The organism is Skermanella stibiiresistens SB22 (genome assembly GCF_000576635.1).
GTDB classification, from domain to species: Bacteria; Pseudomonadota; Alphaproteobacteria; order Azospirillales; family Azospirillaceae; genus Skermanella; species Skermanella stibiiresistens.
This window is the reverse complement of record NZ_AVFL01000006.1, coordinates 36,468-60,121: the sequence shown is the minus strand read 5'-3', so window position 1 is coordinate 60,121 and position 23,654 is coordinate 36,468. Positions and strand designations below refer to the sequence as shown.

18 protein-coding genes and 1 riboswitch are annotated in these 23,654 nt (G+C 63.3%); of the genes, 5 read left to right on the top strand and 13 right to left on the bottom strand.

All coding sequences use genetic code 11. From position 1 onward, the window contains the following. Nucleotides 1-42: 42 nt before the first annotated feature. From N825_RS09980 to N825_RS09970, 3 genes are all read right to left on the bottom strand, one after another. Complete coding sequence (locus N825_RS09980; RefSeq protein WP_037450966.1) at nt 43-1,629, bottom strand: ATP-binding protein; 1,587 nt, start codon at nt 1,627-1,629, stop codon at nt 43-45. 464 nt (nt 1,630-2,093) lie between these two features. Then, entirely contained in the window at nt 2,094-2,276 is a 183-nt protein-coding gene (locus N825_RS09975; protein WP_037450559.1) for a hypothetical protein, read from the bottom strand. A gap of 259 nt (nt 2,277-2,535) precedes the next feature. Next, the gene (locus N825_RS09970) at nt 2,536-4,143 is read right to left on the bottom strand and encodes a hypothetical protein (protein ID WP_157619082.1); all 1,608 of its coding nucleotides are present in this window, start codon (nt 4,141-4,143) and stop codon (nt 2,536-2,538) included. A gap of 419 nt (nt 4,144-4,562) precedes the next feature. On the opposite strand from N825_RS09970, the gene N825_RS36365 reads away from it, so the two are divergent. Then, nucleotides 4,563-6,941, top strand: a complete 2,379-nt coding sequence (locus N825_RS36365; RefSeq protein WP_157619081.1) for a PAS domain-containing sensor histidine kinase — start codon at nt 4,563-4,565, stop codon at nt 6,939-6,941. Between the two features lie 307 nt (nt 6,942-7,248). After that, the gene (locus N825_RS09960; protein WP_037450554.1) at nt 7,249-7,449 is read left to right on the top strand and encodes a hypothetical protein; all 201 of its coding nucleotides are present in this window, start codon (nt 7,249-7,251) and stop codon (nt 7,447-7,449) included. Between the two features lie 35 nt (nt 7,450-7,484). Here the strand turns inward: N825_RS09960 and N825_RS09955 are convergent, their stop codons facing one another. Both N825_RS09955 and N825_RS36360 read right to left on the bottom strand, forming a co-directional pair. Then, the gene (locus N825_RS09955; protein WP_037450553.1) at nt 7,485-7,973 is read right to left on the bottom strand and encodes a GAF domain-containing protein; all 489 of its coding nucleotides are present in this window, start codon (nt 7,971-7,973) and stop codon (nt 7,485-7,487) included. 292 nt (nt 7,974-8,265) lie between these two features. Beyond that, on the bottom strand, nt 8,266-10,209 hold the full coding sequence (locus tag N825_RS36360; protein ID WP_051511894.1) for an ATP-binding protein: 1,944 nt from the start codon (nt 10,207-10,209) through the stop codon (nt 8,266-8,268). 548 nt (nt 10,210-10,757) lie between these two features. Between N825_RS36360 and pyp the strand changes: the two genes are divergently transcribed. Both pyp and N825_RS09940 read left to right on the top strand, forming a co-directional pair. Next, entirely contained in the window at nt 10,758-11,147 is a 390-nt protein-coding gene (gene pyp, locus N825_RS09945; protein WP_037450551.1) for a photoactive yellow protein, read from the top strand. Between the two features lie 13 nt (nt 11,148-11,160). Then, entirely contained in the window at nt 11,161-12,414 is a 1,254-nt protein-coding gene (locus N825_RS09940) for an AMP-binding protein (protein ID WP_051511892.1), read from the top strand. A gap of 298 nt (nt 12,415-12,712) precedes the next feature. Here the strand turns inward: N825_RS09940 and N825_RS09935 are convergent, their stop codons facing one another. From N825_RS09935 to N825_RS09905, 7 genes are all read right to left on the bottom strand, one after another. Then, nucleotides 12,713-13,459, bottom strand: coding sequence for an ABC transporter ATP-binding protein (locus N825_RS09935; protein WP_037450548.1), 747 nt, complete (start codon nt 13,457-13,459; stop codon nt 12,713-12,715). Next, complete coding sequence (locus tag N825_RS09930; protein ID WP_037450545.1) at nt 13,456-14,280, bottom strand: ABC transporter permease; 825 nt, start codon at nt 14,278-14,280, stop codon at nt 13,456-13,458. Before N825_RS09930 ends, N825_RS09935 begins: the two co-directional genes overlap by 4 nt. A 3-nt stretch (nt 14,281-14,283) precedes the next feature. Further along, nucleotides 14,284-15,357, bottom strand: a complete 1,074-nt coding sequence (locus tag N825_RS09925; RefSeq protein ID WP_037450540.1) for a putative urea ABC transporter substrate-binding protein — start codon at nt 15,355-15,357, stop codon at nt 14,284-14,286. Nucleotides 15,358-15,392: 35 nt separating this feature from the next. After that, the gene (gene uca, locus N825_RS09920; protein ID WP_037450537.1) at nt 15,393-19,004 is read right to left on the bottom strand and encodes an urea carboxylase; all 3,612 of its coding nucleotides are present in this window, start codon (nt 19,002-19,004) and stop codon (nt 15,393-15,395) included. A 14-nt stretch (nt 19,005-19,018) separates the two neighbouring features. Continuing rightward, a complete protein-coding gene (locus tag N825_RS09915; RefSeq protein ID WP_037450535.1) occupies nt 19,019-19,663 on the bottom strand; it encodes an urea amidolyase associated protein UAAP2 in 645 nt (214 codons plus the stop codon). 20 nt (nt 19,664-19,683) lie between these two features. Continuing rightward, nucleotides 19,684-20,412: an urea amidolyase associated protein UAAP1 gene (locus N825_RS09910; protein WP_037450532.1), complete on the bottom strand. Its 729-nt coding sequence runs from the start codon at nt 20,410-20,412 to the stop codon at nt 19,684-19,686. A 73-nt stretch (nt 20,413-20,485) separates the two neighbouring features. Beyond that, nucleotides 20,486-20,609, bottom strand: a riboswitch (guanidine-I (ykkC/yxkD leader). A gap of 204 nt (nt 20,610-20,813) precedes the next feature. Then, the gene (locus tag N825_RS09905; protein WP_037450529.1) at nt 20,814-21,857 is read right to left on the bottom strand and encodes a hypothetical protein; all 1,044 of its coding nucleotides are present in this window, start codon (nt 21,855-21,857) and stop codon (nt 20,814-20,816) included. 153 nt (nt 21,858-22,010) lie between these two features. Here N825_RS09905 and N825_RS09900 point away from each other — a divergent pair, with 153 nt between their 5' ends. Beyond that, nucleotides 22,011-22,784: an SDR family oxidoreductase gene (locus N825_RS09900; protein ID WP_037450527.1), complete on the top strand. Its 774-nt coding sequence runs from the start codon at nt 22,011-22,013 to the stop codon at nt 22,782-22,784. Nucleotides 22,785-23,020: 236 nt separating this feature from the next. Here N825_RS09900 and N825_RS09895 read toward each other — a convergent pair whose 3' ends face one another. Continuing rightward, nucleotides 23,021-23,614, bottom strand: a complete 594-nt coding sequence (locus N825_RS09895; protein WP_157619080.1) for a hypothetical protein — start codon at nt 23,612-23,614, stop codon at nt 23,021-23,023. Nucleotides 23,615-23,654: the final 40 nt, after the last annotated feature.

The window sequence follows — 23,654 nt, the reverse complement described above, 5'->3', positions numbered from 1 at the left end:
GGTGTCGGGCGGCTAGGGCCTATGGTTGCCGAACCTCGATTTTCAGGCGATGGGATCGTCGTGGGACGGCAGCGTGAAGTGGAAGATCGCGCCGTGGGGGACATTGTGCGAAACCCAAAGCCGGCCGCCGTTGGACTCGACGATCGACAGGCAGCACATCAGCCCCATGCCCATGCCATCCGGCTTCGTCGTGAAGAACGGATCGAAGATCCTGTCCTTGTGCGTCGGATCGATGCCGGTTCCGGTATCGGCCACCGAAACCAGGATGTCTCCCGTCTCGCGCAACCTGGATGTGACGCACAGGATCCGCGGCCGCTTGGTGACGGTCTCCATCGCGTCGATCGCGTTGGAGACCAGGTTCGAGACGACCTGCTGAAGCTGGACCGGGTTGCAGGTGACCAGCGGCAGTCCCTCGTCCAAGTCGGTCTCGATCGTCACGCGGCCGAAGCGCGCCTCGCCTTGGCCGCGCCTCAGCACCTCGTCGATCAGCAGGTTCAAGTCGGTGGCGACGCGTTCCTGCGCGCCCTTCTTGAACATCGCTCCGATGCTCTTGATCAGGCTCCCGGCGCGGTGGCCGTCGCTCACGATATAGGTCAGGGCGGCTTTCGCCTCGGCGATATCCGGGCTCTCCCGTCCCAGCCAGCGCAACGCGGCGTCCGCGTTCGTGACCATGCTCGCCAGGGGTTGGTTGATCTCGTGCGCGATCGAGGCGGACATGGCCTCCATCGTCGTCAGCCGCGTCTCGCGCGCGCGCCGTTCCGCCAGGATCGAGCGGGCGAGGCGGGCGTAGAGGGTCACCGTTTCCGACAGCAGGACGAGCAGGACAATGCTGGTGCAGACCAAGCCATAGAACCGGCCGGCCCACCATCCCAGGTTCAGACGGATGCCGGCGCCCGCGAAGGACAGCAGCATGAGTTCGACCAGCAGCGTGAAGAGCACCACCATCAGCCACAGGTCGAGCACCGATCGCCGCCGACGCCACAGTGCCACGAGGCCCGCGATGTACAAGACCACCGCGGTCACCGGGACAAGCCGCCACAAGTCGGTCGGCACGATCATGTTGGTCATGAAGCGCGGTAGGATCTCCTCGCTGGTCGTGATCAGCCAGGTGAGGCCGCAGGCCGCGGCGATCACGCCAGCGACGCTCCCCAGGATGGTCCGGCGCACCGAGTTGTCGAACCTTGGCGCTTGGGCGTCGCGATCATCCAGCAAGGCGTAGGCGAGCACGAAGACCGGAAAACCCAGGCGCCTCAGCGCGGCGATGGAGGCGGTGGCCTGCATCCCGGCATCCAGGCCGAACGCCGTAAACGCTCCCGGAAACGTCAGCGCCCAAGGGACCACCATCAGCCCCGAGAACAGATAGCCGATCGCGAGGACGAGCACCGCCCGCGAGTTCTGGACCGAGAACAACGCCAGCAGCATGACCGAGGTGATCAGTTCGATGATCAGGACGGCGGACGCGTAGGCCGGTACCAGGATCTCGGTGTCGCTGAACTGGATCCGGGCGAAGGGCGCCGTGACCAGCAGGGCACCGACCAGCACCGCCAGCACGCAGAGCGCGAACCTCCGCTGGTTGCGGGTTGGCGATGCTGTCGAGAGCAGGAATGGATAGGTGTCCGAAGCTCCCATGATCGCCTTCACGTTCCTCATGTGCCGGGTGATGGCCAGCGAACGTCCCGTTCGGCCCGATGTTCAACGGTTCGAGGACTCTGTCGATCGCGATCAATCACCCAGCCGCGAAAATCCAATGAAGCCCTTGTTAACGTGAAACTTCCATCAGGACCCTTTTTCATGCTCTAGAACCATTTTTCAGAGGCCAAGGACCCTGAGAACCGGACCGCAAGGGCAAGGTACGAATTTCATGACCCTAGCTGGGCGAAGCCCGTTTTCAGGGCCGGTGACGATTTTTCGGTTTTGTCAATTTTCGGGGAATGTGGAGCAAGTGCCAGGCTGATGCCTACCAGCGCCGAAAGCCCTGCACTGTTCGCCCCTGCCGGCTCTCTTGATCGCTCGAAAAGGGCCCGGCAACCTATCCGTCAACGCCTCTCCCGGCAAGCTGCCCTGAGATCTGACAGAACCCAAGAGCCGCTGGCTCATGGGATCTTCAGCGACGGGGGGAGTTTGACGGCGAGCAGGCCAAGCGTCTCCATCGAGGATGCGGCCCAGGCGAGATGGTTCGCGATCTCCTCGCCGAGGAAACGGCTCGCGTCCTCGGCCTGAGCGGCCGCCGTCCCGATGGTCGAGCGATAGTCTGGTTGGACTTGGAAGGTGATCATCCCGAAAATACGGTGACAGGACCAACCAAGCCATGGGCGGGATCGGAAACCGGGAAACATCAGGAACGGCGGGATGGGACATGCTGGGGGTTCGCCTGCTACACCATGGATGCCATGGCGGAGATCGCCACAAGATTGACCCAATGCATTGGCACTTCGGTCGATTGATCTGGAAGCCGCTATTTTCGGCGTGGACCCGGCACCGCGACGACAGGGTTCCAGTCGAACACCCCATATGGCGGGCCGGCCACGGGTGCCGCTATCGTACCCACGGCGTAAGCCCTCGTCCGCCAACCATGTCGACGCCGAGATCCACCAAGTCGAGGGCGGCTTTCTGACTGGGAACATCCCGCACCATGAGACGGCTACCCCGTTGATGCAGTGTCTGCATGAACACCTTCACGCGGCTGGGTTTTTCCCGCGCCAAGAGTTCGATATCCGGATGCCGGACACTGAATTTGTTGAATTGCCTGATCCACGTTTTGCAGGACAGTGAGTGTAGGTTTGGCAATCTCAAATATTGGGTACGCGACAGGGGCCGCAGCATGGCGAGGATTTCCTCGACACGAACGCTGGCGGCATCGGTTGGAACGTCGGTCAGTTCGAAGATGAGGTGTTGCTGGACGCCAGAAGGCAAGCCTCGGCAAATCCCGATATACTGCCCCATCGTCCGGCGATTGGTGAAAATGGCGAAGGATACCGGAACGATGAAGCTTGGAAAATCCGGTTGAAGCAAGCCGTCGAAGATATGGTTGATGGTGAGTCCAAGGAGCAACTGGGCTTCCCGAAAGGAATGGTCATCGGCATTGTCCGAGAGGGACCCGGCTTTTTTCATGACTCGGGTGGTGACGCCGTCAAGATGCACCAGGGCATCCAGTAGCGGTACGCCACTACCGTGGATGACGGCGGCTGTCTCGAGTCGAGCCGCTTCGACCACCTGCGCCAATGTCATCGCGGAAGCCTTCGCGATCTCACTGCGCTTGTGGGCGATCTTTCCGATGATCAGCGATCCAAGGTCGGGTATTCGATCGGTTCCGGGAGGAAGCGCGATCCATTCCGCATCGGAACGGACGTCCGGAGCCGCTCCGACCCCGAATTTACCCATCAGCCGATGACGGATCTCGTTCTCGATGAGTTCAGTCTGCGTTTCCGCTCCATTCAGGGTGGCGTCCGCGAAGCAAAGCGTGAATCGGCCGGCTCCATCGTGGGAAAATGTGTCGGCCCCGGAAAGATGCCGCCCAATGATGGCTTCCGCGTCGGAGAAAATGTGCGAAGCCACTTGCGTCCACCTTTCGCCAGCGGCTTGGCGAATGCCATCGAGATTGATCATCTCGACCTGCCCGGACACGATGAAGCGGTCCGCGCCACTGCCGCGGATGCGTTCACCAGCCCTTTGCTCGAACTGGGCCGCATCACAAGCGACCGCCGGCGCTTCCGCCGCCGACATGGTGTCCGTCGTCGTTTTCACCGGCGCGGCGTCTTGATGCGCGGGTGTGACGGCGGCGACCCAGAAGCTGTCCCCATCCTCATGCGTGATCCAGCGGGCATTGATCCCCACCTCTTCGAGACTTTCGTCACCACATCTAATCCTGGTGGTGAAGCGCCCCGCCGTGATGGACCTGGGCAGACGGATCATGCTTTTCGGCAGCTTGGCGTCGGGAAAGAAGGATGAGAAATTCTCATCGTAGTGACAGGTGCCTTTCCACCTGAACAGCGCGGAAAAGCTGGGGCTCGACATGATCAGGCGCCCGCACGGGTCGAACACCACAATCCCGACATCCACAACCGCGAGAATGGCCGCCAGCATTCGTTCGAGGGACTGGACTTTCTTCTCTCGCCTCTCGACGTCCGTGGTTGAAGATGGCATTCACAAAGTTCCCGTAGTGGCGACGACGTTTCAGCAGACTAAAAGCATGCGGAATTTTACTTCCTCAACATTATCGCAGGAAAAAATTAATTTTTATTATCGAAGTTGAGAAATAATTAAAAATTTAAAATTGGCGATCATAATTTTGATGGTGTATAAGGACAATGATGACAATTAGATTATTTTGATACTGATGATGATTTCTGTGCTTCGATCCGTTCTGGACGGAGTGTATCGCGGCATCGAGTGTGTCCCACCAAGCACTTGGTGGCGATCAACGATGTCGCCATGGGCACAATCGCGACTTCATGGGGGCGCCGCCTTCATGAAGCAGCCCATGATCGTCGCTGACATCGACTTGGATCCGTCATGTCGCCAAATCGACGATCCCGCTTCGCCACGTTCTTGGAGTGCGCCACTTGCGCAATGATGCGGAATTGAGAAACGCCGGACGGCTGACAAGGCTCGTGGCCGGTTCGGTCGAGCGGGAATGGGTCAGTGAGACCGTTCGGATGAGTGAGGAGCGTTACGCCCTGGCGGTCAAGGGAGCGGGCGTCGGCATCTGGGACTGGGACATGGAGCGGGGGACGCTTTACTGGTCACCCTTGTTCAAGGAAATGGCTGGATTGTCTCCGGAGGAGGAGCCAGTCACCCATGACACGTTCGAGAACCTACTGCACCCTGATGATCGGGGATTGGTGGAAAACGCGCTCCGGAATCATCTGTTCAAGCGCGTGCCGTATGACACGGAGTTTCGCTTTTCACTGCCTGATGGCACCGTCCGATGGTTCAGGGGTAGGGCACAGGCGGTCTGGAACGCCGATGGGCGTGCGATCCGCATCGCTGGCTCCATCTATGACATCACGGATCAAATCCTGGCATCACAGCAGCTCCAGGACAGCAAGGCGCGATTCCTCGATTTCGCGGATGCCGCGTCCGAATGGTTTTGGGAAAGCGACATTGAGCATCGGTACACCTACTTCTCCGAACGCCTGTCGGAGCATGCCGGTGTCGTTCCCTCCGCTTGGCTTCATCTGAGCCGAATGGACCTTGCCGCCGAAGCGATGGAATTGCCTCACTGGCGGCAGCATGTCGCCACGCTGAATGCCCATCGGCCATTTCGGAACTTCGAATACGAAGCTCGCGGTCCCAACCATGAGACCCTGTGGTTTCGGACCAGCGGCAAGCCCGTATTCGACGGGGTTGGCGGCTTTTTGGGCTATCGGGGGACCGGCACCAATATCACTACCCAGAAACTCACGGAGATCGCCCATAGAAGGTCGGAGGCTCGCGCCGTGCGGGCCGAACAGATCCTTTTGGACGCCATTGAAAGTCTATCGGACGGATTCATCCTTCTGGACGCCAACCGCTGTTTCCTGATGTGCAACTCCCAATATCGGCGGATGTTTCCGGCGGTGGCGAGCATACTCACTCCAGGAGCCTCGTATGAGTCGATCTGTCGTTACTTCGCCGCCAATCGCCGATTCTCCGACGAATGGGATCAAGACACTTGGGTCTCGCGACGTCTAGAACCGGTTGGCGACGGACGCTCCCAGGAGGAACAGCTTTCGGATGGCCGTTGGGTGCGCATCAGTGACTTCCCCACCAAGGATGGGGGGGTGGCGGGTTTGCGAACCGACATCACCAAGGCCAAACTTCAGGAGCAGAAGCTCGCCAAGCGGGAACGGGAACTCCTGGAAGCTCAGAAGATTGCCAGGATTGGGCACTGGCGGCTCGAAGTGCTTACAGGCGAACATGAGTGGTCGGCTGGTCTCTACCAGATCATGAAGGCGCCGCCGGGCGATTACCAACCGACGATGGAAGATATCTTGTCTCGAATCCACGAGCAAGATCGGGACGAGGCGGCGCGGCGTTTGGCCCACTGCGTGGCGACTGGTTCGACTACGCAATGGGAATATCGCATTCACAATCATGAAGGCGACTTGATGATCTGGCAGTCGGAGGGGTACTGCGAATTCGGCGCCGATGGATCGGTGACAAGCGTGTTCGGCATCTGCCGTGACGTCACGAACGAACGTCAGGCCGAGGATATGCTGCGGATGGCCAAGGATGCGGCGGAAGCGGCGAGCAAGGCCAAATCCGACTTCCTGGCGAACATGAGCCACGAACTTCGAACTCCCCTGAACGCCATCATCGGCTTCAGCGACATGCTAAGTCTGGAAATGCTCGGGCCGCTGGGCCAACGTTATCTGGAATACGCGCAGGATATCAATCGCAGTGGTCGGCACCTGCTCGAGTTGATCAACGATCTTCTCGACATGGCCCGCATCGAAGCCGGCAAGGTGGTCCTGCACGAGGAGCCCGTCGCGCTCGACCAAGTGATCGATGAGGCGCTCCTGCTCAGCCGGCCGGTCACCTCCGGAACGCGGCACAGCATCGAACTGGACATTCCTTCGCCGACACCGGTGCTGCGGGTCGATCGCCGAAGCCTGAAGCAAGTGCTGATCAACCTGCTCGGCAACGCGGTCAAGTTCACGCCGGATGGCGGGCGCATCGCCGTGACGGCGCGTGTCTCGTCGGACGGTGTCGCCATCGTGGTCACTGATTCTGGCATCGGCATACCACGGGAACGGATTGACGACCTTGGCAAGCCGTTCAGCCAGGTTGAAAGTGGGATGGCGAGACGTCACGGCGGCAGCGGCATGGGCGTGTTCATCTCCAAAGCCCTTGTCGAGAGACACGGGGGTAGACTGGGTATCGACAGCAGCCTAGGGAATGGGACGACGGTCACGATCAAGCTGCCGCTGGACCGCCTGATGGCATGTTCAGGAAGTTGAACGTTCAGGGAATGGTCCTGCTCCGCGTCCGCTGGCAAGCGTGTGCGAGTATCCGGGCTATGGCCGCGCCGAGATGGACGCCAACACCGTCGGGCGGACAATCTGGACAATCGTTCTGAGTCGAAAGAATGCGCTGTTCGCCGGCAGCGGAGGCGACGGTCGCCAATGGACCATATTTCCGCGGCTTCTCTGATCGCCGAAGCAGAACGACCTCGAACCCCATGCCCACATCGGCATGATCCAGCGACGTGAAGCCACGCTCACAGCGATGGGAGGATTAAATGATGAACGGCGAGTTGCCCCCTCGTTGAAATCATCTCCCGAGGGCCGGCGCGAGAACGCCGAGGACAGCCGCGGTGTGGCGGAAATGGCGCGCGGCGTGTCGGAGGAGCAGCGGGAGACCACCGCGGAGGCGAACGAGACGCTCCAGGCGTGGCGGGGTGGCGCGGGACTGGGCGACCGGCTTGGGCGACGGGCCTCCGAAGGGAGTACCCGCCCCGCGCGATGACTGTCGGTGACGCGTTTTCCACAACGTTGGCGCCATCACGGCGGCAGAAATCGCCTCGCTCTGCTCATTTCCAGTTCGGCGACTGTCGCCTTGGCGAGAACCACCAGATCCTGCTGGTCAACGTTCGTGAATAGTCTTGGGGCGTCGTCGATGATGCAGAAGGAGCCGATCGCCTGCTGCTTATAGATGAGCGGCGCGCCGGCGTAAAAGCGGATCCTGGGCGGACCGACGACATAGGGGTTGTTCGCGAACCGTGGATCGACGCGCGCGTCCTCGACCACGAGAACCCGCCGCTGTTGGATGGTGTGAGCGCAGAAGGCGTACTCGCGCGGCGTCTCCTCCGCATCCGCGCCCGCCTTGGCCTTGAACCATTGACGACTTTCATCGATCAAGGAGATGAGAGCCGTCGGAACCATGAAGCGCTGGCGGGCGAAGTTGACGATATCGTTGAACGCTGGCTCCGGTGGCGTATCAAGCACTGCTAGATCATACAACGCGTGAAGCCGATCTTTCTCGTCTTGCATTCTTTATCGTTCCAACCACCGTTCGACGACCGGGAAACTTGGTCACGCCACCTCATAAAACATCCAAATGGTTAATGTTTTATTGCCAGCAGGCCGACCGATGGGAAATGTCGTTCTATATCATAGAGTTGGTTGGAAACTAGGCTGGCGTTGGTGTCCACAAATTTGCCCCCGGCGTGGTGCGCCGATCCGTCGCGACTGGCATGTCTGCTTCGCTTTCCAGAGATGGGTTGGTTCCTGACCTTCAAGGGCTTGGCGAGTGCGGAGGCCCGTCATGATCTTCACGAATAGCCTAAGCCCATCTCAGGAAGATCCACGCGGTGCCCGGCTGGCGGCCGGAGCGCATCTCGATCAACACTCTCACAGGCTGGTTGAACGGGAACACGTAGCTGAAGATGACGTTGAGGTTGCCGTGTTCCATACCGTCCCTGAACCGCCCATGGAACTCGGGAGTGAAGGTGCACGGTGCGATATCCCTGAAGAAGTCACGACCAATCATCAGTTCGGCATGACGGCCGGAAAACCGGCTCTCCGTTGCGTTGTAGGTGAGGATCCTGCCGTTCCGGTCGAGCTGGATCACACCGATCGGAAGGTCGTCCAGATCGGCCTCGTTGATCTCCTCGACCAGATCTTCGGCATCCTGTCCGCCGATCCTGAAGAACTCCTTCAGGCCGCCGATCGTCGGTCGCGGCGGATTACCATCATTGGCGCGAAGCCGTTCGACCGGCAGGGTGATGAAGGCGGTGGTTCCCAGGCCGGGTCTGCTGTTGAAGTGCAGCATGCCACCATGCAATTCGATCAGCGCTTTGGCAACCGGCAGCCCCAGTCCCGTGCCTTCGGTCGTCGCGTTCAGGGGGGAGGCGAGCCGACCAAATGGAGCGAGCGCCCGAGGCAGGTCAGCCACGGCGATTCCCACACCGGTATCGGTAACCGCGAGACAGAGTTGGCCATCAGACAGAACATGGGCACAGAGGACGACATCGCCTCCGGCCTCGGTGAATTTGACCGCATTGCCCACCAAATTCAGCAGCGCCTGGCGCAGAAGCCGCCGGTCACAGAGAACCGACAGGCCCGGAGGCGCGGACGTCACGGACAAACTCAGCTTGGCCCTGCTCGCCCGCTCCCGGATCAGGCGCTCGACATCACCCAGCAGGGTGGCGAGCGGAATCTCACGCTCCTCGAAGAGGATCTCCCCAGCCTCGATCCGGGCCATGTCCAGAACGTCGTTGACGATGTCCAGCAGATGGCGGCCCGCGAACAAGATGTCGTTCGCATAGTCTAGATATGCCGGATTGTTCAGCGGTCCCACGGCCTCCTGCGCCATCATGTCGGAAAACCCGATCACCGCGTTCAGTGGCGTCCGCAATTCATGGCTCATGTTGGCCAGAAACGATGATTTTGCTTGGTTGGCCAGTTCCGCCTGCTCCGTGGCGGCTTTGAGTTCCATCTCCGTCCGCTTCTGGTCCGTGATGTCCCGCACGGTGCAGATGACCGCCAGGGCAGTGCCATCGGGCGAGTGCTCGAACCCACACTCCTCGTGGATGTACCGGACCGCGCCGTCGGGGCGGACGATTCGGAATTGACGCGGACCGACATCTTCTGGTCGGGCCTGGACGGTGAGGGAAGTGGCGCCGACGACGGAACGGTCCTTGGGGTGGATGAATGTGGCCAATTCGTGATTTGTCGCTGGACCAAGACGCGGATCGCGGCCCAGGATCTCGTACATGAAGTCGGACCAAATCACCTCGCCGGTCACCAGGTCATGCCGCCACCAGCCCAAGCGGGCGATCCGATGGGCGGCGGACAGGAACTGTTCCGATGGCGCCCCCACCGCCGTGTGGACGCAGGTGCCGATCAGACGGACCACGCGCCCATCGCGGAGCAGCGGGCTTAGGGTTGTTCGACATCGCGTGACCCCGGTCGCCAGCTCGACGGTCTCGTCATAGGTGATCCGGGTGCCTTGGCTGATGCACCGTTTGTAGTTTTCGGCGATGCGCTGGAATTCCGCCGGCTGAACCAAGTCGACGAGGCGGCGGCCAGATACCTGGGCGCGGGAGAAGCCATAGCTCCGCTCATAATCCGCGTTCATGGTGGCGATGCGGAACCCATCCTCCCCATCCCCATGGACGTCGACGACGAACATCGGGCAGCCGACTTGATCCAGGATCGAGCGCAAGTCCTCGACGGCACAGGTCGCGAGGCCGTCCGTTACCCATTGGGTCTCCATCAACCGCATGGTCTCCCAATAATCTTGAAAAATGACAGTGGATGCGTCTGGTCGACGCGGATCGACCATCCGTTGCTAGATGACGAGTGCCGGCCTTTCGGCGGCACTCCCCGTGCCTTGATCATCGGATGGTGGTAGGTCATGGGCGCCACCGGCGTTCAGGTCCGCGAAGCTCTTCGACAGCGCGAGCACCTTACTTATTCCTACGGTCACACCGCCACCTCCGGTTGGGTCAAAATGATGAAGGCCACGCGGACAAGCCCGATCAATCTCGATGTCCAATGCGCCGACGATCGTAGGTGGTCGCTCGTGAATATCCGGTTAATTCGGGTGTCGGCGGCGCGATGAACGATCTTGGCCCGCTTATGGATGTCAGGCATTGGCCCGCAGGGTGAAGAGACACGACCCCATCCACTGGAAGTTGTTATACAACTTTAAGTAGATAGTGACAGATGACGGGGTCGCATGCCAGTCACCTATCACCAACGTCCCGCTTTACCAAACATGCGGTAACGGCATACTAAGGCGTTAATCATAACGTGAATTCAGAGGTCCTGATGACGGGTGGCTTGAACGTGATCGAGTTCGGCAAGAGCGACATCGACAATGTCGTTGCCCGGATGTCCGGCAAAGACATCGATGGCCTCGCCTTCGGCGCGATCCAATTGGACGGAAAGGGAGTCATTCTGCAGTACAACAGCGCCGAAGGTGCCATAACCGGCCGGCATCCCAAGGACGTGATTGGCAAAAATTTCTTCACCGAAGTGGCCCCATGCACCAACAAGCCAGAGTTCAAGGGCGAATTCGACAGGGGCGTCAAGGCTGGCAACCTCAATACGATGTTCGAGTACACCTTCGACTACAACATGAAGCCCACCAAGGTGAAGGTTCACATGAAGAGGGCTCTGGTGGGCGACACCTATTGGGTGTTCGTCAAGCGCCTGTGACTGGCCACCACCCATGACCATTCGGCCTTGGTGGTGCGACGACCTGCCTCTGACCCGCTTCATCACGGATCTGGTGTTCCGGCAGTTCACCCGGCTTCGGCCGGAAAGCCGGGTACCGCCGCCGTCGTCAAGGGGGTGGCCGCCGGACTTCGCCCTCGACGACGACCTAGGCGCCGACTCGCTTGAGTTGCTAAGTCTTTCAAGTTGCCTGGTTCAGGCGCTGCACCTCCATCGCGGCGGGATCGAGGACTACTTGTTGGCACGCCGGACGCTCGGTGGCTGGGTCGAGGTTTGCCAAGCCTCCCTCGCGAGGTTCGACGATGAAATCACGTTCCTGACATCCGGCACCACGGGGGCGGGTAAGCCCTGCCAGCACCGGCTCGAGGCGCTGGAGGAAGAGGCGATCCGCCTCGCGGCGCTGCTGCCGGGCCGGACGCGGGTGCTCAGCGCCGTGCCCGCACATCATATCTATGGCTTCCTGTTCACTGTCCTTCTGCCGCGGCACCTGGGCGGGGAGACGCCAGTGGAGGTGCTGGACATCCGGGACCGGGCGCCAGCCCTGCTGCGCGCGCTGTGCCGATCCGGCGACTTGGTTGTCGGCCATCCCACATTCTGGCGCGAGACCGTCGCCCCGTCCGGTGGACGAGACATTGGCGGACGGGGCGTTCCCAACGTCGTCGGGGTCACCTCGACGGCGCCATGCCCGGCGGTACTTGCCGCGTCGGTGACGGGAAACGTCACCGAGCGCCTGATCGAGCTTTATGGTTCCTCGGAAACCGCTGGCATCGGCTGGAGAAACGCGTCCGACGTCGGTTTCCAACTTTTCCCCCACTGGATGCGGCGTGGTGAATCGCTCCGCCGCACAACGGCATCGGGGGTCGTGATCGAGGCGGAGCTTCAGGATAGTCTGCATTGGCTCGATGATGCCCGCTTCCTGCCAGCCGGCAGACTGGACGGGGTCGTTCAAGTCGGCGGGATCAATGTTTGTCCGGAGCTGATCAGGAAGCGTCTGCTGGATCATCCTTTTGTCGCGGACGCCGCGGTGCGGCCAATGACTTCAAGCGAGGGGAACCGACTGAAAGCCTTCGTCGTTCCCGCTCCAGGCGCACCCGGCGACGCGGAACTCCGCGATGAGATCGAAGCCTGGATCGAGCGCGCCCTTGACGTCGCGGAACGCCCACGCGCCCTCAGCTTCGGGGCGGCGCTGCCAGTCGATGGCATGGGTAAGTTGGCGGACTGGCGCGTTTCGGTTCCGACGATGAGGTAATAAGAGCGCCTGACAAAACCTTGGTGGGCTGGTTGTTTGGGCCCACCTCAGGGGCATGGTGAGACCCTTTGGTCGGCGATGAGCCGTGGGCGGTGATGGCGCCGCTGTCGCCGTCACGTCCGCCCCGTCCGAAAGGCGGTCGATAGCCAGTCGATGACCGGGCGGCGCTGGACAGCGCCAGCGTCCCGGCAGAACGAAGCTATGGGGCGAGCGACGAGGTCCGAGCCACCATCTTTGCGTTGACATTGATGGAGGATCCTCATGTCCAAACTCCGCGTCGCTCTCGATCAGGCATCCCTCACGCGGCGGCCGCCTTCCGCGCGGGCTTGGCTTCGAGCGGCAGGTCGTAGGTCACGGTCGCGCCATAGGCGCCCGGCGCTTGCGGGTCCAGGCGGACCTTGTCGAAGGCGAGGACGCGGGTCGCCAGGGTGAAGCCCTCCTTCAGGTCGTGGGTGATCATGAAGACGCTCATCTTGTGCTTGTCCCACAGGCCCAGCAGCAGGTCGTACATCTGGCTCTTGGTGCCGGCGTCCAGCGCGCCGAAGGGCTCGTCCAGCAGCAGCACCTTCGGCTTGCGGATCAGGGCCTGCGAGATCGCCAGACGCTGTTGCATGCCGCCGGACAGCTCGGCCGGATACTTCGAGCGGTGGGCGGACAGGCCGACGGTCTCCAGGATCTCATCCGCCTCCTCGACCGCCGCGCGCCGCTCCGCGCCGAACAGCTTGCCCAGCAAGCGCGAGCGTTCGAATTCGCGGCCGATGATGACGTTCTGGAGCACCGTCAGGTGCGGGAACACCGAATAGCGCTGGAACACCACGCCACGATCCGGGCCGGGTTCCGCCACCAGCGGCTTGCCATCCAACTCGATCACGCCGCGGCTGGGGCTCTCCTCTCCCAGCAGCAGGCGCAGGAACGTCGTCTTGCCGCAGCCCGACGGCCCGACCAGGGCGCAGAACTCGCCGGACGGGATTTCCAGCGACACCCGCTCCAGCACCACCTGACCGGGATATTCCTTCCACAGGTTCCTGACCGAGATCCGGCTCATGATTGACCCTTGCCAGCCCTGAGCCAGGGGAAGAAGCGGGCGTTGATCCAGCGCAGCGCCGCGTCGGACAGGAAGGCCAGCAGCGTGATCCAGGCGACGTAGGGCAGGATCACGTCCATCGCCATGTAGCGGCGGACCAGGAAGATCCTGTATCCCAGCCCCTCCGTCGCCGCGATGGCCTCGGCCGAGATCAGGAACAGCCAGGCCGGACCCAGGGACAGGCGGACCGCGTCGATCAGCCGGGGCAGCATCTGGGGCAGCACGACGCGGATCACGATCTGCCAGGTGGAGGCTCCCAGCGTCTGCGCCTTGATCAGCTGCTCGCGCGGCATGTCCTCGACCCGCAGGGCCAGATCGCGCACCAGGAACGGCGCCACGCCCAGCACGATCAGCACCACCTTGGACAGTTCGTCCAGCCCGAACACGATGAACAACACCGGCAGCACCGCCATCGGCGGGATCATCGAGATGACGCCGACGAAGGGCGACAGCCCCGCCCTGACATAGGGGATCAAGCCGATCGCCAACCCCAGCACCAGCGCCAGGGCGGCCGCCACCGACAGGCCGATGCCCAGCCTTTGCAGGCTGGCGAGGGTGTCGACCCACATCAGGTAGTCGCCGGTCCGCTGGTCCGGGTTCAGCGCCAGCCGGGCCAGCGCCGTCCCGAAGCTCGACAGCTGGGGCAGCAGCTTGTCGTTCGGGTTGACCGCCAGCCGCTCCGCCGATGCCACGGCATAGGCCACGCCGGCCACGAGGAACGGCAAGGCTCCCCACAGCACGATGCCGCCCCGGCCAGGCCTGAGGTTGATGATCCGCCGCATCGCTCAGAGCTTTCCGTCGGCGGCCGCCTTCATGTGGTCGGCGTCGAAGCGCAGCTTGACGTTGCCGGTATCGCCCAGCGTGGCGCCACCCGGAAACGCGATGCCGACCGCGTCGACGCTGGTCGATCCCTCGCCCAGCAGTCCATGGTCGAACGAGAAGTTCCGCACCAGATCCATGCTCTTGACCAGATCGGGGCTGGTGGCGAAGGCGACCGCCTCGGCGGGGGTGTAAAACATCCGCGTGGTGGCGAGCTGCGATTTGAAGCCCGCCAGATCGGTGCCGGACGCCGTCGCCATCGCGGTCAGGACCTCGGTGCCCTTGGGACCGGTGTCCCGCATCAGGCCCAGGATCTCGTACCAAGCGCCGACCAGGGCCTTTCCCAGCTTCGGATTGTCCTTGAGCGTTTCGGTGTTGACCACCATTAAGTCGATGATCTCGCCGGGGATCTTGGAGCTGTCGAACACCAGCGTGGCGCCTTCCGCCTTGGCGACCTCGCTGAGCTGGGGATTCCAGGTCACGGTGGCCGTCACGTCGGGCGAGACGAAGGCCGAAACGATGTCGGCGTCCGACGTGTTGACGACGCGGACATCCCGCTCGGACAAGCCGACGGAATCGAGCGCGCGGGCCAGCAGGTAATGGGAGACCGACAGTTCGACCAGGTTGACGTTCCGGCCCTTGACCTCCGCCACGCTCTCGCCGCCCTTCAGCACCAGCCCGTCATTGCCGTCGGAGAAGTCGCCGGCGATCAGGCCGGTGCTGTCCAGCCCACCCGCCGCCGGAATGGTCAGGGCGTCCATGTTGGTCATGACGCAGCCGTCGAAGGCGCCCGCCGTGTACTGGTTGATCGATTCGACATAGTCGTTGATCTGGACGATGTCGACCGTGATCCCGTATTTGTCCGCCCACTTTTTCATGATGCCGCTGTCGGACGCGTAGCCCCACGGCATCCAGCCGGCGTAGATCGACCACGCGACCCGGAAGGTGGTCTTCTCCGCCGCCATCGCGGGTGCTTGCGCCATGACGATGGTGGTTGCGAGGATCAGGCCGGCGAGCGCTCGCTTGAACGGTGTCCGCATGGGGTTGCTCCTGTTTGATGTTTTTGGGCGGGGACTCAGGCGATGGTGGGGATGACGACGGCCAGTGATTGACCCAGGGAGACCGCCTGTCCCTCGGCGCAGCGGATCTCGACCAAGGTTCCGTCGGCGGGGGAGGAGACCTGGATCTCCATCTTCATGGATTCGACGATGACCAAGGCGTCGCCGGCCTTGACCGCGGATCCGACCGTTCCGGCGATCTTCCAGACGCTGCCGGAAACCGGACTGGCGACGGCCTCAGCGCCGTCGGGAAGGTCGCCATCCCCGAGAGCGTTGACGGGAGAGGCGATGGGTTCCGCCGTCACCACGTCCTGCCCGGCTTCCTCCCACCGTGCGCGCTCGGCCTCGAAGGCGGCCTGCTGCTTCGCCTTGAACGCCTCGATCGACGGCTGGTTATCCGCCAGGAAGCGGCGATAGTCGCGCAGCCGAAAGGTCTCCTCGGTGATCCTCAGCGACACGCGGCCCTGGAGGAAGTCGGCGCGGAACGCCAGCAGTTCCTCGTGGCTTACCGGGTAGAACCGGAGCTGGTCGAAGTGGCGCAGCAGCCACGATTTGCCGGCGGGGAACTCGGTCGTGGTCCGGTGGGTGTTCCACATCTGGCAGGTGCGGCCGACGAACTGATAGCCACCCGGCCCCTCCATTCCATAGACGCAGAGATAGGCGCCGCCGATGCCGACCGCGTTCTCCGGCGTCCAGGTGCGGGCGGGGTTGTACTTGGTCGTCACCAGCCGGTGTCGCGGATCGACCGGGGTCGCGACCGGCGCTCCGAGATACACGTCGCCCAGCCCCATCACCAGATAGCTGGCGTTGAACACGATCTCCTTGACCGCCTCGATGTCGCCCAGGCCGTTGATCCTGCGGATGAACTCGATGTTGCTCGGGCACCAAGGCGCGTCGGCGCGGACCGACTGGGCGTATTTGGCGATGGCGAGCCGGGTCGCCTCGTCGTCCCAGGACAGCGGCAGGTGGACGATCCTGGTCGCGACCTCCAGGTCGTCGATCGCGGGCAGTTCCCGCTCGGCGGCGATCAGGCGGCCAAGCAGGTCGTCCAGCGCCAGCGCGCGGCTGTCGTAATGGATCTGGAGCGAGCGGATGCCGGGCGTCAGGTCCAGGATGCCGGGCAGCCCCAGCGCCGCCACGTGCCGGTGGAGCGCGTGGACCCGGAAGCGGAGGTCGAGGTCCAGCACGGGAGGCCCGTATTCGACCAGCAGATAACGGTCACCCGACCGGCGATAGACGACATCCTCGCCACCCGCCGCGGCGGTGATCCGGTGAAGCACCGCCTCATCCGGCCCGGTGCCGGGACGGTAGGGCAGGGTGGCGGGATCGACCGGCCGGAGCGTCACGACGGCGGCGTCCTGGGCATCCTCCAGCAGCGCCGCCTCGGCCGCGGACAGGCGCCGGAAGCGAACCGTGTCGCCCGGTCGAAGCTGGCCGATCTTCCACAACTCCGCACTCACGATGGTGGCGGGGCAGACGAACCCGCCCAAGCTCGGCCCGTCCGGCCCCAGGATGACCGGCATGTCGCCGGTGAAGTCGATCGTGCCGATGGCATAGGCGTTGTCGTGGATGTTCGACGGATGCAGGCCGGCCTCGCCGCCGTCCTTCCTCGCCCATTCCGGTTTGGGACCGATCAGCCGCACGCCCGTGCGGCTGGAATTGTAATGGACCTCCCAATCCGCCGCGAAGAACTCCCGGATATCGGCTTCGGTGAAGAAGTCGGGTGCTCCATGCGGCCCATACAGCACGCCGATCTCCCAGGCGTGTCCGTAGGCGGGGATCAGGTCCGGCGGCAGGGTCGCGGTCTCGCCGACTGGGCCATCACCGACATGCAGGATGTCGCCCGGCAGCAGCGCCCGCCCGCCATGGCCGCCGAACTTGCCGAGCGTGAAGGTCGATTTGCTGCCCAGATAATCGGGCACGTCGATGCCGCCCTGGACCAGCAGATAGGCCCGGCAACCCACCCCGGTCGCGGCGCCGATCCGCAAGCTTGCTCCGGCCGACACCCGCACCGCCCGCCAGAACGGCACCGGCTCACCATCGAGCGACGCCGCCATGGGCGCTCCCGTCAGACAGATCACTTCGTCGGTGTTGAACTTCAGCACCGGGCCGGAGACGGTCATCTCCAGTCCCGCCATCCCCTCGGGGTTGCCCAGCAGTCGGTTTCCCAGGCGGAACGCCAGCGGGTCCATCGGACCGGACGGTGGCACGCCGACCTCCCAATAGCCGACGCGGCCGGGATGATCCTGCACGCTGGTCAGGGTGCCCGGCGTCACGACCTCGATCGAGCGCGCTCGGTAGGTTACCGTCTCCAGATAGCGGGTGGTGAAACCGCCCTCGGCGAACCCAGGGTCGGCGGCCAGCTGGCGCAGGTATCGCAGGTTGGTCTCGATCCCGTCCAGCCGGCACTGGTCCAGCGCGGCCCGAAGCTTGGTGATGGCCTCGGCCCGGTCGGTGCCGCGCACGATGATCTTGGCCAGCAGTGGATCGTAGAACGGCGTCACCTCCGTCCCGCGCTCTACCCAGGTCTCCACCCGCGTCTCGGTAGGGAACACCACCTCGGTCAGGACACCGGACGACGGGCGATAGGCCCGGCCGGGATCCTCGGCGTAGATCCTGACCTGGATCGAGGCCCCCTCGGACCGGCGCGCGTGTTCCGCCAGCGGCAAGGTCTCGCCGGCGGCCTGCCGGATCATCCATTCCACCAAGTCGATCCCCGTCACCTCCTCGGTGACGCCATGCTCGACCTGTAGCCGCGTGTTGACCTCCAGGAAGTAAAACTCGCCGGTCTCAGCGTCGTGGATGAACTCCACCGTCCCGGCGGACTGGTAGCCGACCGCACGGCCCAGCCGCTCCGCCGCGTCGAACAGGCCCCGGCGCTGGGCGTCGGTCAACGCCGGTGCGGGCGTCTCCTCGATGACCTTCTGGTTGCGGCGCTGGGCCGAGCAGTCCCGCTCGCCCAAGGCGACCACGCCGCCCTGGCCATCGCCGAAGATCTGCACCTCGATGTGGCGGGCGTGCTCAACGAACTTCTCCAGATAGACGCCGGAATCCTTGAAGTTGTCGCGCGACAGCCGAGCCACCGCCTCGAACATCTGGGCCAACTCGGCAGGTTCCCGGCACAGCCGCATGCCGATGCCGCCACCCCCGGCGGTGCTCTTGATCATCACGGGGTAGCCGATGGTCTCCGCGGCGGCCAGGGCCTCGCCAGCATCGGCCAGCAAGCCACTGCCCGGCGACAGCGGCACGCCGCTTTCCAACGCGATCTCCCGCGCCGTGTGCTTCAGCCCGAACGCCTGCATCTGGTCTGGCGTCGGGCCGATGAAGGTGATCCCGGCCCGGGCGCAGGCCTCGGCGAAACCAGGATTCTCCGACAGGAAGCCATAGCCGGGATGGATCGCCTCGGCGCCCGTCGCCAACGCCGCCGCCAGGATGCGGTCGCCGTCGAGATAGCTTTCCGCCACGGCGGCCGGGCCGATCCGAACCGCCTCTCCCGCTTGGGTGACATGGAGCGAATGGACGTCGGCGTCGGAGTGGATCGCGACCGAGGCGATCCCAATCCGATCCAGGGTGCGGATGACGCGGCAGGCGATCTCGCCGCGGTTGGCGATCAGGATCTTGGAGAACATGCGCGTTTTCCCCCTCACGCCGGGTCCCAGACCACGACCTCGATCGGGGTCGGGTTGTAGGCGTTGCAGGGGTTGTTGAGCTGCGGGCAGTTGGAGATCAGCACGATGACGTCCATCTCGGCCCGCATCTCGACATACTGGCCGGGACCGCTGAGACCATCGGCGAAGGTAAGTCCGCCCTCCGGCGTCACCGGCACGTTCATGAAGAAGTTGATGTTGTGGGTGATGTCCCGCTTGGTCAGGCCGAACTCCTCGTGCTCCGTCACCGCCAGCAGATAGCTGTCGCGGCAGGCGTGCATGGTCTTCTTCTCCAGGGCGTACCGGACCGTGTTGGATTCCGTGGAGCAGGCTCCCCCCAGCGTGTCGTGGCGGCCGACGGTGTCGGCGGTGATCACCAGCATCGGGTTACCCGCCGTGGACATCAGCTTGGTGCCGACGCTCAGGTAGACGTTCCGCTGCTCGCGGATGGTGTCGACCGCGCTGTAGCGCTCGGCGGGATCGGCGGCGCTGTAGAACAGGGTGTCGGCCGCCTGATTGCCCTTCAGGTCGACGATGCGGAAGATCTGTCCCGCCCCCACCTTGTGGAACCAGTAGGCTCCCGCCGGGACCGTCTCGCGGAGCACGGCGGTGTCGGGCGACAGGGTGCTTGTCTTGGTCATGTCCGGTTTCCCCGTTCCGCTCAGCCGTGGAGGTGGTGGAGGTGGTTGTTGGCGAACCCGCGCCGGTTCTCCGGGCGGCTGTTGAGGCAGGGATCGTCGTCCGCGACGGGCTGGCCCTGGTAAAGCTGGTAGGTGATCGGCTTCCGGGGATATTCGGCCGCCGGGTTCATCGGGTGGGGGCAGGTGTGGAACAGCACCAGCGTGTCCATCTCGAACCGCAGGTCGACATGGGCTCCCGGTTTGGCAGCGGTGGGGTCGAACACCAGCGTGCCGTCCTCCCCGGTCGCGATCTTGCTGAACCAGTTGACGTTGGCCGCCAGATCGCGCCGGCCCAGCCCGTACTTGGCGGCTTCCACCAGGAAGCTGTCGTGGCCGTTCTGGGTCCAGTCGTTGCGGAACTCCTGGTAGGTCTTGGCGCCCCAGCGCTCCGCCACCAGCGCCTTGGTCGAGTTGCCGCAGACGGTGTCATGCCAGCCGGCGGTGTCCTCGACGATCGAGCAGAAGATCCGCCCCATGTCGGAATACAGGCAATGGCCGGCGGTCAGCTTGAAGGTGTGCTGGCACTTCAGCGTGTCGGGCGCGTTGTAGCGCTCCAGCGGGTTGGCGGGGTTGTGGAACAGCATGCCGACATTGGCGCCGCCCTCGATGTCGATCAGGCGCAGGATCATGCCGCGCTTGACCGTCAGGGACCAATGTTTGCCGCCGTCGATGCGATCTTGGTATAGCGGTTCGGAGTGACCGGTCGCCATGGCAACACCTCGGACAGGGGAGGAGTGCCGGGCAATGGGACGTCCCATCGGAGCAACATCCTCCGTGTTTGAGACCTCCCGGGCTTTTGTCCCGCCGTGTGCCCGTCCGCTGTTCACCGGACGGGTCGCCGCTCTCGGACCAGTAACACCGGTCGGGGTTTGAACCCGTTCCGGCCGGAACCCTAGCTGCTGGAAATCAGGCGGTTTGCAAGCGTGGTGCCAAAGCGCGAATGCGCTTGGGTACTGGGGTTTGGCGTTCCCCGGCTCGGCTGCTTTGTATACAGATGCCTAAATCACCGCCCGAATTGACCAGTTATTAGGCGAATTACAGAACGGCTACGGTCGAACCGTTGATTCCAATGACGTTTTTCTCGGTGGAGCCGCTCAATTATGCGGCGATCTCACAAGCCTAGGATCAAACGGTTCTCCCCGAGGGCGCCAAGCACGTTGCTGCCGACATGGGCGTGGTCGATATGATAGCCTCCGCTGGCGAAGCCATCCCGCTGTGTCAGGGCGTAAAGGTCGAAGAAGACGAACCCGCGCGTGGCGGCGCCCCGGCGCAAGGTGTCGTTGACGGTCGCGACGATGTCGCGGACGAGCGCCTTGTCCGCGCCGACGGCTTCCAGGAAATCCTCGCGCGGCGCCGGGATGCCCCAGATCCCGATCTGGGAGATACCGCCAGCGCGCCATGCCTCCAGCCGCTCCAGATACAGGTCGACCATGGCGGGGATCGCCGCGACGCCGTACTCGCCGCGCCGAACCGCGTTGTAGAACCCGGCGTCGGGCCGGCAATCGATTTCGCCGACCGAGAAGACCGCGAACCCGCTGGGGCCTGCGCAGGCGGCGACGGTGTTCTCCATGCCGATCCGGTATCGAAGGGCTGGTTCCCGCACCACATGCCACAGCTTGACCCCCGGCACGTAATGGGCGCGCACCTGCCAGAGATCGGAACCGAGCTTCTGGACGAGGTTGGCGGGCGCCAGCACGTGGGAATCGCCGATGAAGTCGATCCGGCGGCGTGGCGCTCCTGGCGGACCCTGGTAGCGGTCGGGCCGTATGCCGTTGATCAGCTGCACCAGATGGCGGCCGAGCGAGCGCAGGAACGCCGCCTCCAGCTCGCGCGGCTCCGACGACAGGAACGGGACGTTCTTCTGAAGCGGCTGGTGCATCTTCGCGATCTGGCCGTCGATCCAGTGGCGCGCCGCCAGCATGATGTCGAGCTTCTGCCGCTCCGGCGGGGTCAGCGGGCACTCCACCAAGGCTTCCAAAAGCCGCAGGCAAGCGGCGTCGTCGCCCAGATACCAAACCTCGTAGGCGGCGTCGGTCAAGCCCCGGTCCTGGCCCGCCGGCTGTTCCAGCGCCGCCAGCAGCTTGGCGATGACCTGTCGTGTTGGCTCGTGCCGTGGGCGGGTGTCCGCCATTTGGCGCAGCGCTGTGATCGACATTGACTTCCTTGGCTGAAACCCTCGGCTCGACACAGGTCGGGCCGCCGTTCTTTCGTAGGGCGGGATGATAGGGTAGACGATAATATGGCTGCAAAGCATTTTGGGCGGACCAAGCCACCCATGACAAGCCATGCCAAAGGGGGGAAAAAGCACATGACCACGACCAAGGGTTTGTTCGATCTGACCGGCCGCACCGCGCTGGTCACGGGATCGTCGCGCGGACTGGGCAATTCCATGGCGCGCGGCTTGGCGGAGGCCGGCGCCGCGATCATCCTTAACGGCTCCAATCCTGATCGCCTAACGGCGTCGGCGGGGGAGTTGCGGGCGGAGGGCCACACCGTCCACGAAGCCTTGTTCGACGTCACCGACGAGGCCGCGATCACGGCGGCCTTCGAAAACCTCGACCGGCAGGGAATCGCGGTGGACATCCTGGTCAACAACGCCGGCATCCAACTGCGGAAGCCCATGGTCGATCTCGCGACCGAGGAGTGGCGCCGGGTGATCGAGACCAACCTGACCAGCGCCTTCGTGATCGGCCGGGAGGCCGCCAAGCGCATGATCCCGCGCGGCCAAGGCAAGATCGTCAACATCGGCTCGCTGATGAGCGATGTCGCCCGCGCCACCATCGCGCCCTATACGGTCTCGAAGGGCGGCATCAAGATGCTGACCAAGGCGATGACGGCGGAATGGGCCGAGAAGGGCATCCAGGCCAACGCGATCGGCCCCGGCTACATGGTCACCGACATGAACCAGGCCCTGATCGACAACCCGGCGTTCGACACCTGGGTCAAGGGCCGCACGCCGTCCCGGCGCTGGGGACGGCCGGACGAGCTGATCGGCGCCGTGGTCTTCCTGTCGGCTCCCGCCTCCAATTACGTCAACGGGCAGATCATCCACGTCGATGGCGGGATGCTAGCGGTGCTGTGACGGCGGCGTCACCAATGGATCGACACCGATCAACCGACATGGTCGAAGGGCCATGTCGCGACCCGCCGGCTCCAGGCCATGATCCACGGATCTCCAAATTCTCGATGGGATCGTCCACCCATCAAGGGCCCGCGCTGCTGGGCCGAGTGTCGGGCCCAGGCGATCCCCGACGGTCGGGTGCCGCTGGAAGCATGCTGGACACGATGATCAGGGAACTCCGCCGCCCGGTCTGACGGTCACATCCTGAAATCCAGCGCTTCCAGATCCCGCCTCAGATCGTCCGCGCTGATCACACCCTTGGATCCATGTTTGCACGAGTACCCGTAGAAGCCTCTCGCGTATCCCAGGAAGGCCGTGTTGCCGTAGGTCGAGAAGCCCATGCATGTATGGAATTGCTGATTCAGTGAGAACTTCTGAGTCTCGTATTTTTGATCTCCCACTTCCATGGAAGGTTGTTCCACCCAATTGACGCCAGTATTTTTCACCTCCGGGAAAACAGACAACAATTCGCGCACGTTTTTCCGCACGATGTAAGTATGCAATCCGGCAACCTCCAGGCTCGCGATCATGACGCTGCCGTCACGCGAAAACCTGCGTAAGTACCCTGTTCCGACAGCCTGTATATTGGTGTCGGTCACGATGAAGCAGGTTTTGCCATCGTCTGGTTTCAGATCCTGGCGGGAGCTTTTGATTGGAAAGTTGCCGCAATCGACGGGACCATTCTCTCCCGAGGAATATTGCCTCTCGGCGCTCACGCATCCCGCGGGAAGGCCGGAGACCATGATTGCCAAAAAAAGGAAGGCCGGAAGACGTGAAACCGGTACGGGCATCTTGAAATCCAATTCCGTTGAATACGGCTGAGCAATGGAA